15 protein-coding genes are annotated in these 15738 nt (G+C 44.5%); all 15 read right to left on the reverse strand.

The annotated features are described in order from the left end of the window. Nucleotides 1–118 precede the first annotated feature (118 nt). Nucleotides 119–715 (reverse strand): DUF938 domain-containing protein, encoded by a 597-nt coding sequence (locus AMBT_RS12940; RefSeq protein WP_013785077.1) that lies wholly within the window; start codon nt 713–715, stop codon nt 119–121. Continuing rightward, nucleotides 708–3332 carry a methionine synthase gene (metH, locus tag AMBT_RS12945; RefSeq protein ID WP_013785078.1) on the reverse strand — a complete coding sequence of 875 codons (2625 nt, stop codon included), beginning with the start codon at nt 3330–3332 and terminating at the stop codon, nt 708–710. The genes AMBT_RS12940 and metH overlap by 8 nt, the downstream gene beginning before the upstream one ends. Before the next feature lie 8 nt (nt 3333–3340). After that, nucleotides 3341–4408 carry a homocysteine S-methyltransferase family protein gene (locus tag AMBT_RS12950; RefSeq protein WP_013785079.1) on the reverse strand — a complete coding sequence of 356 codons (1068 nt, stop codon included), beginning with the start codon at nt 4406–4408 and terminating at the stop codon, nt 3341–3343. A gap of 3 nt (nt 4409–4411) precedes the next feature. Further along, nucleotides 4412–5350 (reverse strand): homoserine O-acetyltransferase MetA, encoded by a 939-nt coding sequence (gene metA / locus AMBT_RS12955; RefSeq protein ID WP_013785080.1) that lies wholly within the window; start codon nt 5348–5350, stop codon nt 4412–4414. Between the two features lie 100 nt (nt 5351–5450). Next, the gene (locus tag AMBT_RS12960; RefSeq protein ID WP_013785081.1) at nt 5451–5891 is read right to left on the reverse strand and encodes a DUF2802 domain-containing protein; all 441 of its coding nucleotides are present in this window, start codon (nt 5889–5891) and stop codon (nt 5451–5453) included. A gap of 89 nt (nt 5892–5980) precedes the next feature. After that, nucleotides 5981–6472, reverse strand: a complete 492-nt coding sequence (locus tag AMBT_RS12965) for a chemotaxis protein CheW (RefSeq protein WP_013785082.1) — start codon at nt 6470–6472, stop codon at nt 5981–5983. Next, a complete protein-coding gene (locus AMBT_RS12970) occupies nt 6447–7298 on the reverse strand; it encodes a chemotaxis protein CheW (RefSeq protein WP_013785083.1) in 852 nt (283 codons plus the stop codon). The genes AMBT_RS12965 and AMBT_RS12970 overlap by 26 nt, the downstream gene beginning before the upstream one ends. A 6-nt stretch (nt 7299–7304) precedes the next feature. After that, nucleotides 7305–8069 carry a ParA family protein gene (locus AMBT_RS12975; RefSeq protein WP_013785084.1) on the reverse strand — a complete coding sequence of 255 codons (765 nt, stop codon included), beginning with the start codon at nt 8067–8069 and terminating at the stop codon, nt 7305–7307. Between the two features lie 71 nt (nt 8070–8140). Then, a complete protein-coding gene (locus tag AMBT_RS12980) occupies nt 8141–9271 on the reverse strand; it encodes a protein-glutamate methylesterase/protein-glutamine glutaminase (RefSeq protein ID WP_013785085.1) in 1131 nt (376 codons plus the stop codon). Nucleotides 9272–9301: 30 nt separating this feature from the next. Then, entirely contained in the window at nt 9302–11518 is a 2217-nt protein-coding gene (locus AMBT_RS12985; RefSeq protein ID WP_013785086.1) for a chemotaxis protein CheA, read from the reverse strand. Nucleotides 11519–11530: 12 nt separating this feature from the next. After that, the gene (locus AMBT_RS12990; protein WP_013785087.1) at nt 11531–12295 is read right to left on the reverse strand and encodes a protein phosphatase CheZ; all 765 of its coding nucleotides are present in this window, start codon (nt 12293–12295) and stop codon (nt 11531–11533) included. Between the two features lie 34 nt (nt 12296–12329). Next, the gene (gene cheY / locus AMBT_RS12995) at nt 12330–12713 is read right to left on the reverse strand and encodes a chemotaxis response regulator CheY (RefSeq protein ID WP_013785088.1); all 384 of its coding nucleotides are present in this window, start codon (nt 12711–12713) and stop codon (nt 12330–12332) included. Between the two features lie 36 nt (nt 12714–12749). Continuing rightward, nucleotides 12750–13481 (reverse strand): RNA polymerase sigma factor FliA, encoded by a 732-nt coding sequence (locus AMBT_RS13000; RefSeq protein WP_013785089.1) that lies wholly within the window; start codon nt 13479–13481, stop codon nt 12750–12752. Next, a complete protein-coding gene (locus tag AMBT_RS13005; protein WP_013785090.1) occupies nt 13478–14344 on the reverse strand; it encodes a MinD/ParA family protein in 867 nt (288 codons plus the stop codon). The genes AMBT_RS13000 and AMBT_RS13005 overlap by 4 nt, the downstream gene beginning before the upstream one ends. Next, the gene (gene flhF, locus AMBT_RS13010) at nt 14341–15732 is read right to left on the reverse strand and encodes a flagellar biosynthesis GTPase FlhF (RefSeq protein WP_013785091.1); all 1392 of its coding nucleotides are present in this window, start codon (nt 15730–15732) and stop codon (nt 14341–14343) included. The genes AMBT_RS13005 and flhF overlap by 4 nt, the downstream gene beginning before the upstream one ends. Nucleotides 15733–15738 lie beyond the last annotated feature (6 nt).

Below are 15738 nucleotides of genomic sequence, written 5' to 3' on the forward strand. Positions count from 1 at the left end.
AATTTTTAAACTATTTCGAAACTATTTCGAAACTATTTCAAGACTCTTTTAAAAATACAAAATGAACAATACAGCCACGACCAAATACATCATGGCTGTATGCGGAAAAACATAAAGGTTACGGCTTATGCCACTCCAATAACAAGTTATTGGCCGGCATCTTATGTATTTCACGCAGCACTAAGTCATTACTCCATGCTGTCAGCTCGCTGATATCACGATAGCCACCATATCCACGTTCGATAAGTGATTCATGAAATACTCTGTTACTTTCAGAAGAGAATTCGCCGCCAATAGTAAAGGGGCCATATTGACAAAAAACACCACCCGAAGGTAAGTATTCACTTACTGATTTCATCAACAGTTCAGCTTCATGACGCTGCATAATGTGGGCGGTATTAGCACTGTAGATACCTTGAATGGGTAGCGATGGAAAGCTGTCTTTACCTATAGTTAACGCCACGGGCTTTGTGACATTGGGTAACGAAGCTTCTTCTAACCAGGCTATAATACCTTCATGATAGTCAGGTTGGTCGCTACAATACCATTGCAAATGCGGCAAGTTTTCAGCGAAATATACCGCGTGCTGACCTGTCCCACTGCCAACTTCTAATACGCCTTTACAATTAGCAAACGTGCGATTAAGCACAGCTAAGATTGGCGCTTTATTGTTTTCGCACGCTTGGCTAAACGGCTTTGAGAACGACTCAGTCATGTAAATTAGGCCCCAACCATTTCTCAGCTTCTTCCAGTGTCCAACCTTTGCGCGTGGCATAGTCTTCCACTTGGTCTTTTTGTATTTTAGCCACGGCAAAGTATTTACTTTGAGGGTGGGAGAAATACCAACCCGACACTGCCGCACCTGGCCACATGGCGTAGCTTTCGGTTAGTTTCATGCCGGTGTGTTGTTCCGCCGATAATAAATCCCAGATAAGCTGCTTCTCGGTATGCTCTGGGCACGCGGCATAACCTGGCGCAGGGCGAATACCTTGGTAATTTTCACGAATAAGGTCGTCATTGGTTAAGTTTTCACTCTCGGCATAGCCCCAATACACTTTACGCACTTGTTCGTGAAGGTATTCGGCAAATGCTTCGGCTAACCTATCGGCCACGGCTTTCACCATAATACCGTTGTAGTCATCACCAGCTTTAATGAAGCTATCGGCTAGCTCATCTTCACCTATTCCGCCTGTCACTGCGAAAGCACCGATATAATCATTAATACCTGATGATTTCTCTGCAACATAATCGGCTAAGCAGTAGTTAGCAAATTTATCTTTTAAGGTTTGTTGACGAAGATGATGCGCTACACCTTGCACTTCTGAGCGCGACTCATCGGTATACACTTCAATATCATCATCTACGCGGTTGGCAGGAAATAAGCCAATAACCCCTTTAGCGGCTAATGAGTTGTTAGCAATAATGTTATCTAGCATCTCGTTAGCGTCGGCGAATAAGGATCTTGCTTCTTCCCCAACCACTTCATCTTCTAAAATTCGTGGGTATTTACCAGCCAAAGACCAGGTTAGGAAGAAGGGCGTCCAATCGATATACGGGCGCAAGGTCGAGATATCTACATCCACCGGCGTTACGCCTAATTTTTTAGGTGTTACTGGTGCTTCTGTAAAATCTGGCGTGAAGGCATTAGCTCGCGCTTGCGCTAAGGTCACAGGCTTGCTGCGCGGCTTTTTACGAGCATGTTGGTCGCGTACTTTGTCGTATTCTTTTGCTAGTTCTTCGGCGTAAATATCTCGAGAGCCACGATTAAGCAGTTTTTGACACACGCCAACAGCGCGACTTGCATTGGGTACATACACCACAGGGGCATGATAGTTTTGTTCTATCTTCACAGCTGTGTGTGCTTTGGAAGTCGTTGCGCCACCAATTAATAACGGTAAGTCGAAACCTTGACGCTCCATTTCTTTTGCCACATGCACCATTTCATCAAGTGAAGGCGTAATGAGACCAGAGAGGCCAATCATGTCTACGTTTTCATCTTTTGCAACTTGCAAGATAGTGGCAGCCGGCACCATCACCCCAAGATCTATCACTTCAAAGTTATTGCATTGCAGCACAACGCCTACAATGTTTTTACCAATGTCGTGTACATCACCTTTCACCGTGGCAAGCAGTATCTTGCCATTGCTCTTGGTACCGTCGGATTTTTCGGCTTCAATGTAAGGCTGTAAATGAGCCACGGCTTTTTTCATTACCCGCGCCGATTTTACAACTTGAGGCAAGAACATTTTGCCTTCACCAAACAAGTCGCCAACAATGTTCATGCCGTCCATCAACGGCCCTTCAATTACGTGTAGCGGGCGCTCGGCTTGAAGGCGGGCTTCTTCAGTATCATCAATGATGTAATCGGTAATGCCTTTTACAAGCGCATGGGCCAAACGTTTATTCACGTCTTGCTCTCGCCAGCTTAAATCTTCTTTTGCCGCTGCTTTACCGTCGCCTTGATAGTTAGGGGCAATATCAAGCAAACGCTCCGTAGAGTCACTACGGCGGTTAAGAATGACATCTTCTACCGCTTCGCGAAGCTCCTTTGGTATTTCATCATAAACTTCAAGCTGCCCCGCATTCACAATAGCCATATCCATACCAGCACGAATGGCGTGATACAAAAAAACCGAGTGCATCGCTTCGCGAACAGGGTTGTTACCTCTAAACGAGAACGATATATTAGAAAGCCCCCCCGAGATATGCGCATAAGGGCAAAGCTCACGAATTTTTCGGGTTGCTTCTATGAAGTCTACGGCGTAGTTATCGTGCTCTTCTATACCCGTTGCTACCGCAAAGATATTCGGGTCAAAGATAATGTCTTCTGGCGGAAAGCCGATAGACTCTGTCAGTAATTTATAACTGCGCTGACAAATCTCTACTTTTCGAGCTTGCGTATCGGCTTGGCCTTTTTCGTCAAAAGCCATGACTACCGTGGCAGCACCATAACGTTTGATTTTTTGTGCTTGGGCAAGAAAGCTTTCTTCGCCTTCTTTAAGGCTGATTGAGTTTACAATCGCCTTGCCTTGCACACATTTTAGCCCCGCTTCAATCACTTCCCATTTTGATGAGTCAATCATAATAGGAACCCGACTGATATCGGGCTCGGACGCAATCAGGTTTAAAAAGGTAACCATGGCCTGCTTGGAATCAAGCATGGCCTCGTCCATATTGATATCGATAATTTGCGCGCCGCTTTCAACTTGCTGGCGGGCAACATCAAGAGCCGTTTCATAATCACCCTCTAGAATAAGACGTTTGAAACGTGCTGAACCGGTAACGTTAGTACGTTCACCAATGTTAATAAATGTAGAAAATTGTGCGCTCACGCTGCCTCCTAATGTACAAACGGCTCAAGGCCAGACAAACGCATTTTGGGTTCGAACTTAGGCACCTTTCTTGGTGCTATGCTGCTAACTGCCTCGGCAATAGCACGAATATGTTCTGGCGTACTGCCACAGCAGCCGCCTACAATATTCACTAATCCAGACTCTGCCCATTCTTTGATATGCTCGGCCATTTCAGGCGCTTCTAAATCATATTCGCCAAACTCGTTGGGTAAACCCGCATTGGGGTGAGCAGAGACAAGGCACTCGCTAATGGTAGAGACTTCTTCAACATATTGGCGTAACAAGTCAGGCCCCAAAGCGCAATTTAAGCCAAACGAAAACGGGCTAATGTGGCGCATTGAATAATAAAAGGCTTCAGAGGTTTGCCCCGAAAGCGTTCTGCCTGAGGCATCGGTAATGGTGCCTGAAATCATCACTGGCAAATACTTACCTAGTTTTTCGAACACGGTTTCCACGGCGAAAGCTGCCGCTTTAGCATTTAGCGTATCGAAAATGGTTTCAAGCATAATCAAATCTACGCCGCCTTCGATTAGCGCTTCGGTAGACTCTGTATAGGCTTCTACTAAGGCGTCGAAAGTCACGTTGCGCTTACCTGGGTCGTTAACATCAGGAGAGATAGACGCAGTACGATTCGTTGGGCCTAATACACCAGCGACAAATCTGGGTTTATCAGGGGTTTTCGCTGTGAACTCATCAGCGGCTTTTCTGGCTAATTTAGCGGCAGCAATATTGATGTCTCTAGACTGCGCTTCCATGTCGTAATCGGCCATGGCTATTGTGGTAGCATTAAACGTATTGGTCTCAACGATATCGGCGCCAGCTTCAAAGTAATCACAATGAATTTGATAAATAATATCCGGCTGTGTAATGGCTAAAAGGTCGTTGTTGCCTTTCACATCACAGTGCCAATCGGCAAACTGGGTACCACGGTAATCTTCTTCTTCCAGCTTATGCTGCTGGATCATGGTTCCCATCGCACCATCTAATACAAGAATACGTTGTTGTGCAGCGCGTAGCAGTGTTGCTTGGGCGCTAGAAACTGGATGTTGACTCACGCGTTACCTCTTTGGCTGTGATTTTTCAGCTAACTGATTTAAGTCATATGGCGTTGTTTGGTAAACATAGTAGTTTAACCAGTTCGTAAAAAACAGACTCCCGTGGGAGCGCCATCTGACGATAGGTGGCTTGGTCGGATCGTTATCCGTAAAATAGTTTTTGGGTATAGACGGTGTCTGCCCTGCCTTTACGTCTCTAAAATATTCATCGCCAAGGGTATCAGCATCGTATTCTGGATGCCCCGTAACAAACACCATGCGCTTATCTTCTGAGGCGACAATATAAGCGCCTACTTCTTCAGACTCTGCCACCACATGCAGTCCATCTACACTATTGTAATTCGCGGTATCGATATGACCATAGCGAGAATGAGGCGCATAGAATACCGGGTCGAAGCCACGCAATAATTCATTATGGGGGTCGTTTACTTTGTGCTCGAACACGCCTGAAAATTTTTCTTTGCGCAGCGTGCGGGTAAAGTTATAAAAATGGTACATAGCAGCATGTGCAGCCCAGCATAAATATAGCGTGGAGTTAACGTGACGCTGTGCCCATTCTAAAATGGTAGTCATGGTATCCCAGTACTTTACGTCTTCGTATTTCAACAATGCTAGAGGAGCACCAGTCACGATAAGCCCATCGTACTTTTTGTCTGCCACTTGTGAAAAGTCGTGATAGAAAGCATCCATGTGAGACTGAGGGGTATTTTTGGGTGCCTGACTATCGATGCGAATAAAATCTACATCAATTTGAAGTGGAGTGTTGGAAAGTAATCTCAACAGCTGTACTTCAGTCTCAATTTTATTAGGCATCAAGTTTAAGATACCCACTTTAAGAGGACGTATATCCTGATTCGCCGCCCTATTGCTCTCCATGGTGAAGATGTTTTCGCCCAACAACACATTCTGCGCAGGCAGTTGTTCTGGTATACGAATTGGCATAGAAGGCTCCAGTCATAAGTTACTATGACTGTATTGTGGCAATTACCACACAGATGTCAACATCTTTACGTCTAGACGTCTAAACGGACGTTTAATTACATTACCCAGAAGGGGATTGTTTGTGTACCATAAATAACATTTCTGCTTCGGCACGAGGAATATCACAAGCCTCCATCACTTCCTCGATACTAGCGCCTTGCTTTACTAACTCGGCCGCTCGCTGATAAAGCCTTAGGGAGGGATCCTGGAGTTTTAGTTCACGAATCTGATTTTCGAAGTCATCTTGTTTAGTTTGAAGGGCTTGTAGATGGCGAGTGACCACTAAGCTTCTGGTTTGTGCTTCATTTTGTTGATGACCAAAATCTCGAATTTGGGTATCCATGTCATCGGTTCTACGCGTTACCAGGTCTTGCAGTTCGCTTAATGCCGCATGTGTTTTTCGCTCTTTAAACGTCAGCCATATTGCAAAAACACCAAGTGCTATCACAAGCGCAAGCAATATAAGTTCGTTGATTGTTGGAGCAATAAACTGCAGATCCATATGCGAAGAAGCCTTAATTCGTACCTATGTAAACCGGAAATAAAAAAGGCAGATAACTTAGTTACCTGCCCTTTAGACGTGTAGGTTGACTAAATTGAACTTAGTTCATCCCACTCTTCGTCACTTAAAAGCTTGTTTAAATCCACGAGAATAAGAAGCTCACCGTCTCGGTTGCTTACACCTTGGATAAACTTAGCACTTTCTTCAGTACCCACGTTTGGCGCACTGTCAATTTCAGACGAGCGAAGGTAAACCACCTCAGCCACGCTATCAACAAGTATACCCACGACTTGTTCATCAGACTCGATGATCACAATACGGGTATTGTCCGTTATTTCTGTTGGTGGTAATCCAAAACGTGCACGTGTATCTATGACCGTAACAACATTACCACGTAGGTTAATGATACCTAGTACGTAGTCAGGTGCGCCGGGTACAGGTGCAATTTCAGTGTAACGCAATACCTCTTGTACTTGCATTACGTTAATACCGTATGTTTCCTCACCTAAGCGGTATGTCACCCATTGAAGGACTTCATCGTTACTATCGGTGGTATTACTGTTCGTTCTTTCGTCGCTCATGAACCTGGCTCCCAATACTCGGTGTCTGGTCGTTACTGCCTAAGCCTTTGTTAAGCATAGATATTAATTCGTTAACGTCAATTAACGCGCACATTTTCTCTTTAACCATCCCCGCTAACCAGGGACGCTTACCGGTAGACTCACGCCATTTGACGTCAGCTTTTGCCAAGGTGACCGTGTTAACCAGTTTCTCACTGGCCAATCCCCACGAACTATCCCCTAACATAATAAGATATCGGTAGTTCAATGACTCTGCGAGACTCTCATCATACTTTTCTGGCATGACCCATCTTGCAGAATCTACAACGCTAAGCTTCTCTTCGCGATGTATCATTACCCCCATGAACCAATCCGGCTTCCCAAATAGAGGGCCTATCTTTTCAATCTGATGTATACCACCTAGGGTGGTTAATGGCACTGCTAATGTTAACCCTGCCACTTCAAAAAATAATGCCTGAAAATTATTTTCGAGGCTGTCGACCAACAATGCTTTTTCTAAAGGTTGCTCCTCTTCTGAAGAGGCATCGACTGATTCAGCAGTCTCATTATCTATTTCATTGTAGTCGCTTTTTTCGTATTGCGTAGTTTCTTCGACATCTTTGCCTGTGCTAGATGACACTGCTTCAATAATGGCTTCTTCAACCACTACTTGTTCAGTGGTAGGTGCTTCATCAAATGTGGCTTCTTCGGCTAACGTTTGCACCGCTTGCTCAAGCAATTTTGCCGTTCGCGCAGTCACGTCTGCCGGATCATCTGGCTCTTTTAATAGGCTATCGAGATAAGCCTCTACAACGTCTTCCCGTGCAAAAGGTCCTTGATTGCTCATCTAACTTTACTTCTCCAAAACCTCAAGTAACTTGCTATAAGCCGTTACCCCTCGGGTTTTCGGGTATGCTGCGGAAATTGGCAACTGTACTAAACTCGCATCTCTAAAATGCGTATCTACGGGAATTACACCTTGCCAAACCCGCTCTCCATAATCGCTCATTAAACGCTTTCTAGATTCAAGCGCCGCGTTAGTGCGTTTGTCGAACATAGTAGGAATAATCACAGTGTCAAAAGACTTTTGAAGAGAGCGCCCCATTATTTCCATAGTGCGTATCATTCTGTCTAAGCCTTTCAGCGCCAAATACTCTGTTTGTGTCGGCACTATCACTTTATTGCATGCTGCCAATGCGTTGACCATAAGTACACCAAGTACTGGCGGACAATCAATAATGACCACATCAAATTCTTTCTCTACTTTGGCCAGCGCTTTTTTTAGCACTAAGCCCATTCCTTGCTCGCTACCCATTGTTCTGTCTAATGTGGCTAGCGCCATGGTAGCGGGCAAAACGTACAAATTATCTAGCTTAGTTGGACACAAACAGTCCATGACCATATCGGCAGTAATTTCAGAAGACTTAATAAAAATGTCGTAGACAGATTGACTGAGTAACTCTGCGTCTATGCCAAAATAGTAACTCAATGAGGCGTGGGGATCGGTGTCGACCATCAATACCCGCTTCCCGCGTTGAGCTAACAAACCACCTAAGGTTACTGTTGTTGTTGTTTTACCAACTCCGCCTTTCTGGTTTGCAACTGTCCACACCTTCATCGTTTTAATTCCCAGCTTATATTTACTTGGGTTGTCATTCACTCACAGGCAATACTATCGCTGCGCTTAGGCTATGTCATTTCGGTTAAGATACAGCTGCTCATATCATCTATATCAATACTGTTAACCGATATGTTTGCAACAGCTACCGCTTGAGGCATGCCATAAACAACACATGAATCCTGATCTTGCGCCCAAATAGTGGCACCGTTGTCTTTCATCAACCGGCAACCTTCTCGCCCATCTGCACCCATACCAGTTAATATAATACCCAATAAATCGCCACCATAAGCTTTGGCCAGCGAACCGAAGGTTAAATCAACACTCGGCTTATAGTTTATTTTATCAGACGGGTTAGCGTCGGTAATTACTACTTTCTTATGAGAGCCTGAACTCTCTATCAACATTTGTTTACCGCCGGGCGCTAAATAAGCGCAACCTGGTTTCAATATGTCACCATGTTCAGCTTCTTTAACCGCAATATCGCAATGTGAATTAAGTCGCTGTGCGAATGCGTTAGTAAAAGTGCCTGGCATATGTTGCACCAACACAATTGGATAAGGAAAGTCTGATGGCAGTGCTACCAGTATCTTCTGCAATGCCACTGGTCCACCCGTAGATGCTCCAATTGCTAAACACTTATACCTTTTACCAGAAGCCTTAATCGAGGAAACGGTGGGCTGCCTCGTGGCATCTTTCCTTCCGCTAAGTAGATTAGAACTCTTGAAAAACGCTGGTTTCGGCGCGTTATCAGGAAACTTCCTACTTTCAATACGCTTTAATACAGGGCGTTTTATACCGACACCACGCCGTGCAATCAATCTTACTTTTGTACACAGCAGTCGTGCTGCGTCTTTACGGTCTTGGGCGATATCTTCGAATTTCTTTGGTAGAAAATCTAATGCTCCGGCTTCTAACGCATCTAGGGTCGCTTGTGCACCATGGTGCGTAAGCGACGAAAACATCAAAATAGGCACGGGCCGTTTTTCCATAATGGCTTTTACCGCTGAAATGCCATCCATTATCGGCATTTCCACATCCATTGTGACTACATCAGGTAGCAGTGTATCTATTTTATCTAGTGCATCTTGCCCGTTACGAGCTTCACCAATAACTTCAAGCTCTCTGTCATCGTCGAGAATCTCGCGAACTCGACGACGATAAAAAGTAGAATCGTCCACGACCAGGACTTTAAAGACCATGGATGTTAATTTCCTATTTGTTACGCCGTTTTACTTTAAGGGCTTTTTAGCATAACGCTTCAGTAAGCTAGGAACATCTAAGATGAGTGCAATTCCACCGTCGGATGTGATAGTTGCTCCCGCCATACCTGGCGTTCCTTGTAATAAGGCATCTAATGGTTTTATCACCACTTCTTCTTGGCCTATTAGCGCATCAACAACAAATCCAACTTGCTGGGTGCCTATTTGAACCACGACGACGTGACCTTTTTCTTTGCTTATATTTTTAGGTCCGCGGATCAACCATTCTCCGAGGAAGAACAGTGGTATCGCTTTAGAACGAACTATCATGGTTAATTGGCCATCAACCGTATTGGTTTTCTTGATGTCCATATTGATAATTTCGTTGACCGCACCTAACGGTAACGCGAACGTTTGTTTCCCAACCACAATCATTAGGGTCGGTAATATTGCAAGCGTGAGTGGGACTTTAATATCGAGTCGAGTACCTTTCCCAAGCTGGGAATCAATATTAATAGTACCGTTAAGCTGGTTAATTTTTGTTTTAACCACATCCATGCCTACACCACGGCCCGAGATATCACTAATCTCAGTTTTCGTTGAGAAACCAGGTGCAAAAATAAGATTGAACGCTTCAACATCAGACATACGCGCAGCCGCATCGGCGTCTAAAACACCTCGGCTTATAGCAATCTCTTTCAGTTTTTCAGCATCCATCCCCTTACCATCATCTTCAATGGTAAGTAAGATATGGTCACCTTCCTGAGAAGCCGATAATCTCACGGTCCCCATTCGGGTTTTACCTGTAGCAGCACGGTCATCAGGCATTTCAATACCATGATCCACTGAGTTTCTTACTAAGTGAACTAAGGGATCAGCCAATGCTTCTACCAAGTTTTTATCTAAATCTGTCTCTTCACCTTCCAATTCCAAGGTAATTTCTTTTTTCAAACTACGTGCTAAGTCTCGAACAACGCGAGGGAAGCGGCCAAACACTTTCTTAATTGGCTGCATACGGGTTTTCATAACCGCACCCTGCAAATCACCCGTCACCACATCTAGGTTAGCAATTGCCTTCGACATACTTTCGTCGGCATTGGTTATTCCTAAACTCAGCAAACGATTTCGTACTAATACTAACTCGCCAACCATATTCATAATTTGGTCTAGGCGCTTGGTATCAACACGAACTGTAGTTTCTGCTTGAGGAGGTGCTGGGGTTGCTTTTTTGTCGTCTTTCTTAGCCGCTGGTTTAGCGGGCTCTGACGCTTTTTTAGCTGCTGGACTAGGCGCTGGCGCTTTTGCGGCAGGCGTTGATTTAGCCGGCGTACTAGCGGCAGATTGCTCTGCCTTGGCTTTCTGAATTGCTTCTGTCGCCTTTTTATCTACGGGCGGCGTATTTGCTGCTGGTTCAGCACCTTGCGCTGTAGGGCCTTGTCCTGAACCATGTAATTGGTCAAGCAATGCTTCAAATTCATCGTCGGTAATTTCTTCACCGCTAGGCGCTGCCGCTTTCGGCGCAGCTACAGGCGCTGGTTCTTCTTCTTTGAATTTACCTTTACCGTGCAATTCGTCTAGCAGTGCTTCAAATTCATCGTCGGTAATATCATCACCTGAACCACCAACCGCGGGGGCTGCCGCTTTTGGTTCTGCTTTCGCAGATTTACCTGGGGCATTTGAACCATGAAGTTCATCCAGCAAGGCTTCAAATTCATCTTCAGAAATCTCGTCGATGCCGCCATCGCTACTTGCGGCAGGCGCTTCAGGTACAGGCGCTTCTTCTAACGCGAATTCTTCTTCGGCAGCGGGGACTTCAGCCGCTTCACTACTGTCACCAAAGATGTTTTCGTCTGGGGTTTCTGGGGTGCTTAACTTATGCAGCAAATCAACTAACTTTGCGTCTGCAGGAATTAGTGGTTCTTGCGCTTTAACACGCTCAAACATATCGACTACTACATCGGTGGCCTGAAGAATGGTATCCATTAATTCAGGCGTAAGAGTACGTTGTCCGTTTCGCATTACATCGAAAACGTTTTCTGCACCATGGCAAATTTCAACTAATTCGGTAAGCGACAAAAAGCCGGCGCCACCTTTTACGGTATGGTAACCACGGAAGATAGCATTCAGTAAATCTGCATCTTCAGGATTATTTTCCAGATCAACGAGCTGTTCTTGTAATTGTTCAAGGATCTCCCCAGCTTCAACTAGAAAGTCCTGTAATATATCCTCGTCAACATCAAACGCCATGCGCCCGCTCCCCTAAAAACCTAAGCTAGACAAAAGATCATCTACGTCATCTTGGCCAGATACCACATCATCGCGTTGGTCTGCATCAATAATTGGACCTTCGGCTTCGACACTATCGATCTTGTTAACTTTTTCGACTTTCGCTTCCAATGGCTTGTCTTGCTCCGCCTGTTCGGGTTCACCGAACATCGTCAGCATATTAACTAAGCTATCTTCCACTTCTTTTACGAGTTCAATCACTCTGCGAATAACTTGACCGGTAAGATCTTGATAACCTTGTGCCATTAACACTTCGGTAAGCAATGATGTAAGCTTAGCTGATTGTTTCGATCCGTCTTCTAGCAATTCGTCTAAATCTGCACATAAAACTTTGAATTCGCCCAACTCAAGTTGACGATTCATCAGTTTCTTCCATTCCGGCATAATTTTTTCGATACGGGTAGAGAGCACTTCAGCAATTGGCATACTCTCTTCAACTGCGTCCATGGTGGTATTGGCAGCTTTTTCCGTTTCTTCGATAACGTACATCAGTCGCGTTTGCGCATCAGGAATGTCATCAACGGTTAAATTTTTAATACGTTCATCGATTTGGAAGTTATTCAACGAGTCATGAAGTTGACGCGTTAATTTACCCACTTCAGCAAAGAGCTCAATGGACTCTTTCATCGAAACAGCTTCTAAGACAGCGTTCGCTGATGCGTTATCGCCCTCTTCAAGATACGCTACCAATTTTTTGGCTTCTTCGAGCGTTATGGAGACACTTTCATTTGTCGACATCCAGTAAACCTCATTTCTCTGGTGAGCGTCTGGATCAACCTAAACGTTCGAAGATTTTATCTAATTTTTCTTTCAACGTAGCGGCAGTGAAAGGTTTAACAACATAACCATTCACACCAGCTTGCGCTGCGGCAACGATTTGTTCTTTCTTCGCTTCTGCTGTCACCATAAGAACCGGTAGGTGTTTCAACTTATCGTCGGCACGTATAGCGCGTAATAAGTCGATACCTTGCATACCTGGCATATTCCAATCTGTTACAACAAAGTCAAAATCACCTTGTTGTAGCATAGGCAGCGCGGTGTTACCGTCGTCCGCTTCCTGGATATTGGCAAAACCCAAATCTTTTAGCAGGTTCTTTATGATACGTCTCATGGTAGAAAAATCGTCAACCACGAGAATTTTCATACTTTTATCCAAAATAGCCTCCAATGAGGGGTTAATTGTTATTAATTTCTATTCTTCGTCAACTTGCCACGATTTCATTCGTGATTTGAGTTTTAACATGGCCTGACTATGAATTTGACTTACTCGCGATTCACTAACATCAAGAACTTCGCCTATTTCTCTAAGATTCAGTTCTTCATCATAGTATAAAGAAAGTACAATCGCTTCCCGTTCGGGTAATGTAGTAATAGCATGTGCTAGCGCTTTTTGGAAAGCCCCTTGCATCAAATCTTCTAACGGTGCGTCGCTGCCTCGGTTTTTTTCTGTAGAAATGACATCTTCAGAAACCCCAAGGTCTTCAATCCCCACCAATTTTCCGGCATTCACTTCGTTCAGCATTTGATGATAATCTTGCATGCTAACATTCATTTTAGCTGCAATATCTACATCTCGCGCGTCTCGGCCTGTTTCACCTTCAACTTGAGAGATGGCTTCTGTGATTGCCCTACCGTTTTTATGAACGGAACGAGGAGTCCAATCACCTTTTCTTATTTCATCAAGCATGGCGCCACGAATACGAATACCTGCAAAGGTTTCGAAACTTGCCCCTTTGGAACCGTCAAAGTTTCGTGCAGCTTCTAGCAGTCCAATCATACCTGACTGGATTAAATCATCGACAAGAACACTGGCTGGTAGTCTCGCCATTAAGTGGTGTGCTATCCGCTTCACTAGCGAAGCGTGACGCTCAACTAATTGTGACTTGTCTGTTTGCTGTTGATAAGCGGCTGCTTTGCTATTCAACGCTGACTTCCTACTGCTTTATCTGCTATTAGTTGCTCAATAAAAAATTCTAAATGGCCACCCGGTTGCGCAGGTATAGGCCATGATCCTGCTTTGGCTGCTAGCTGGCTAATCGCCACTGCTGCCGGAGAACTTGGATAAGCATCTACAATTGACGTTTGCTTACGTACTGCTCGGCGTATGTTCTCGTCAAAAGGAACTGTTGCTACCAATTCTAGCGCAACATCTAAGAATCGCCCTGTTACTTTAGATAATTTGCTGAAAAGTTCCTGACCTTCTCTAACATCGCGGACCATGTTAGCGACCACTTTAAAGCGAAAGACACCGTGTTCTCGGTTAAGAATTTTAATTAATGCATAGGCATCGGTAAGTGAAGTGGGCTCATCACACACTACCACCATAATATCTTGGGAGGCTTTGGAGAAGCTTAGCACCATATCGGAAATACCCGCTGCGGTATCCACAATAAGCACATCAATGGGCGTGCGCAACTCGCTGAATGCTCTTATGAGTCCTGCATGCTGCGTTGGTGATAGCTCTGCCATTGATTGAGAACCTGATGTGGCTGGTGCTATTTTTATACCGTGAGGACCCGTAACGAGAACATCGTCCAAGGTACACTCACCAGATAATACGTGGGAGAGGTTTTTCTCTACTCGCAATCCTAGCATTACATCCACATTGGCCAGACCTAAGTCTGCATCCAATACCATTACCCGCTTTCCCTGCTTTGCCATAGCAATAGCTGTGTTTAGCGTAATATTTGTTTTACCAACGCCACCTTTACCTCCGGTGACGGCGATAACTTTGATTAATCGTGATTGCTTCATTTTTCGTAAGCTACTCGCTTGATCATCAATCATACTGCTCGTGCTGTTTTAACCACATTGTTACTAGTAGTATGATTCAAACCGTACTTTTTATAAAGCTTTGCAGCAGCAGATACTAAAGATTTTGCTTCTGCAATCTTAATGTCTTCAGGAACTTTCTGTCCATCTGTTACATAACTGACAGGTAACTGGTACTCCACCGCTGCGCTAAGCACTTCGCCTAGAGAGTAGCACTCATCAAGCTTTGTAAAGATACAACCGCTAAGTTCCACCCCTTCGTACGCATCTATAATACGTTGTAATGCAGCATATTGGGTATTCGCTTGCGCTACTAGGTATTTTTTCACTGGCTGCATTTGACCGTTATCAAATTGATTTATCTGTTTAATTAATCGACTATCTCGTTGACTAAAGCCTGCCGTATCAATTAACACTAGTCTCTTATGGCGTAATTGAAACAATAAATCTGATAATTCTTCACTACTTTGTGCTTTACGCACTGTGCAGCCAATAATTTTTCCATATGTGGCTAATTGCTCAAACGCTGCAATACGATAGGTATCAATCGTAATCATGGCAACGGAGTCGGCGCCGTATTTCTGTGCGTAACGAGCAGCTAATTTAGCAACTGTAGTGGTTTTACCTGTTCCGGTAGGACCCACTAACGCTACTGCGCCCTTTTGCGTAAGTATATCGTTACCTGTCACATTAATGCGATTAGCCAATAGGTTTAAAAGATATACCCAAGCGTCACGCTCGTTGTAATGCGACGGCGTATAACTAATCAGTTGCTCTGCCAATGATTGGCTTAACCCCATGTCGGTTAAACGCTGAATTAAATAATGATGTACAGGCTGCTGACGACGACTTTTTGCTTCCATCAAATCAGCAACTTGGTATTGAAGCACATTTCGTAGTGACGCCAACTCTTCTTTAATTTGAGATAATTCGTCAGACTGAGGAGCACTGCTGTTATCAATGCTTTCATTAAGACTTGACGCTTGATGGCTTGGGAATTCTGAGGCGACTTGACTGGCTTCTACATCGTCGATAAAGGCTTCTGAAAAGTCTAAGTGTGATGCAATTTTATTGGCATGCTGAGCGTTAGCACTAGGTGCTGAAGCTGGGCTTTGAATACTGCCACCATGTTGTTTTTCCAACAGCGCTTTTAAGCTATCTGGGCCATCATCACCGATGATTTCGCTAAGACTTGGAACAGCCGCTTTCGCTCGCCCTGCTGCACTAGGCGCTGGCTTTTTAATCGACAGTTTGGCTTCCGGTTCTTTATCGTAAGCGGCGACCAATTCGATACCGTCAGCAAGCTTTCGGTTTGACATGATAACGGCATCGCTGCCCAATTCCGCTTTAACTTGGCTTAAAGCTTCTCGCATATCTTTGCCAAAGAAACGTCTGATTTTCATTGAAAA

The sequence above is a fragment of the Alteromonas naphthalenivorans genome, assembly GCF_000213655.1.
GTDB classification, from domain to species: domain Bacteria; phylum Pseudomonadota; class Gammaproteobacteria; order Enterobacterales; family Alteromonadaceae; genus Alteromonas; species Alteromonas naphthalenivorans.

Excerpts from the sequence above, each read along its gene's own strand:
- AMBT_RS12940 (WP_013785077.1), bottom strand. The coding sequence starts at position 715 with ATGACTGAGTCGTTCTCAAAGCCGTTTAGCCAAGCGTGCGAAAACAAT.
- metA (WP_013785080.1), bottom strand. The coding sequence starts at position 5,350 with ATGCCAATTCGTATACCAGAACAACTGCCTGCGCAGAATGTGTTGTTG.
- AMBT_RS12960 (WP_013785081.1), bottom strand. The coding sequence starts at position 5,891 with ATGGATCTGCAGTTTATTGCTCCAACAATCAACGAACTTATATTGCTT.
- AMBT_RS12965 (WP_013785082.1), bottom strand. The coding sequence starts at position 6,472 with ATGAGCGACGAAAGAACGAACAGTAATACCACCGATAGTAACGATGAA.
- AMBT_RS12970 (WP_013785083.1), bottom strand. The coding sequence starts at position 7,298 with ATGAGCAATCAAGGACCTTTTGCACGGGAAGACGTTGTAGAGGCTTAT.
- AMBT_RS12975 (WP_013785084.1), bottom strand. The coding sequence starts at position 8,069 with ATGAAGGTGTGGACAGTTGCAAACCAGAAAGGCGGAGTTGGTAAAACA.
- AMBT_RS12980 (WP_013785085.1), bottom strand. The coding sequence starts at position 9,271 with ATGGTCTTTAAAGTCCTGGTCGTGGACGATTCTACTTTTTATCGTCGT.
- AMBT_RS12985 (WP_013785086.1), bottom strand. The coding sequence starts at position 11,518 with ATGGCGTTTGATGTTGACGAGGATATATTACAGGACTTTCTAGTTGAA.
- AMBT_RS12990 (WP_013785087.1), bottom strand. The coding sequence starts at position 12,295 with ATGTCGACAAATGAAAGTGTCTCCATAACGCTCGAAGAAGCCAAAAAA.
- AMBT_RS13005 (WP_013785090.1), bottom strand. The coding sequence starts at position 14,344 with ATGATTGATGATCAAGCGAGTAGCTTACGAAAAATGAAGCAATCACGA.
- flhF (WP_013785091.1), bottom strand. The coding sequence starts at position 15,732 with ATGAAAATCAGACGTTTCTTTGGCAAAGATATGCGAGAAGCTTTAAGC.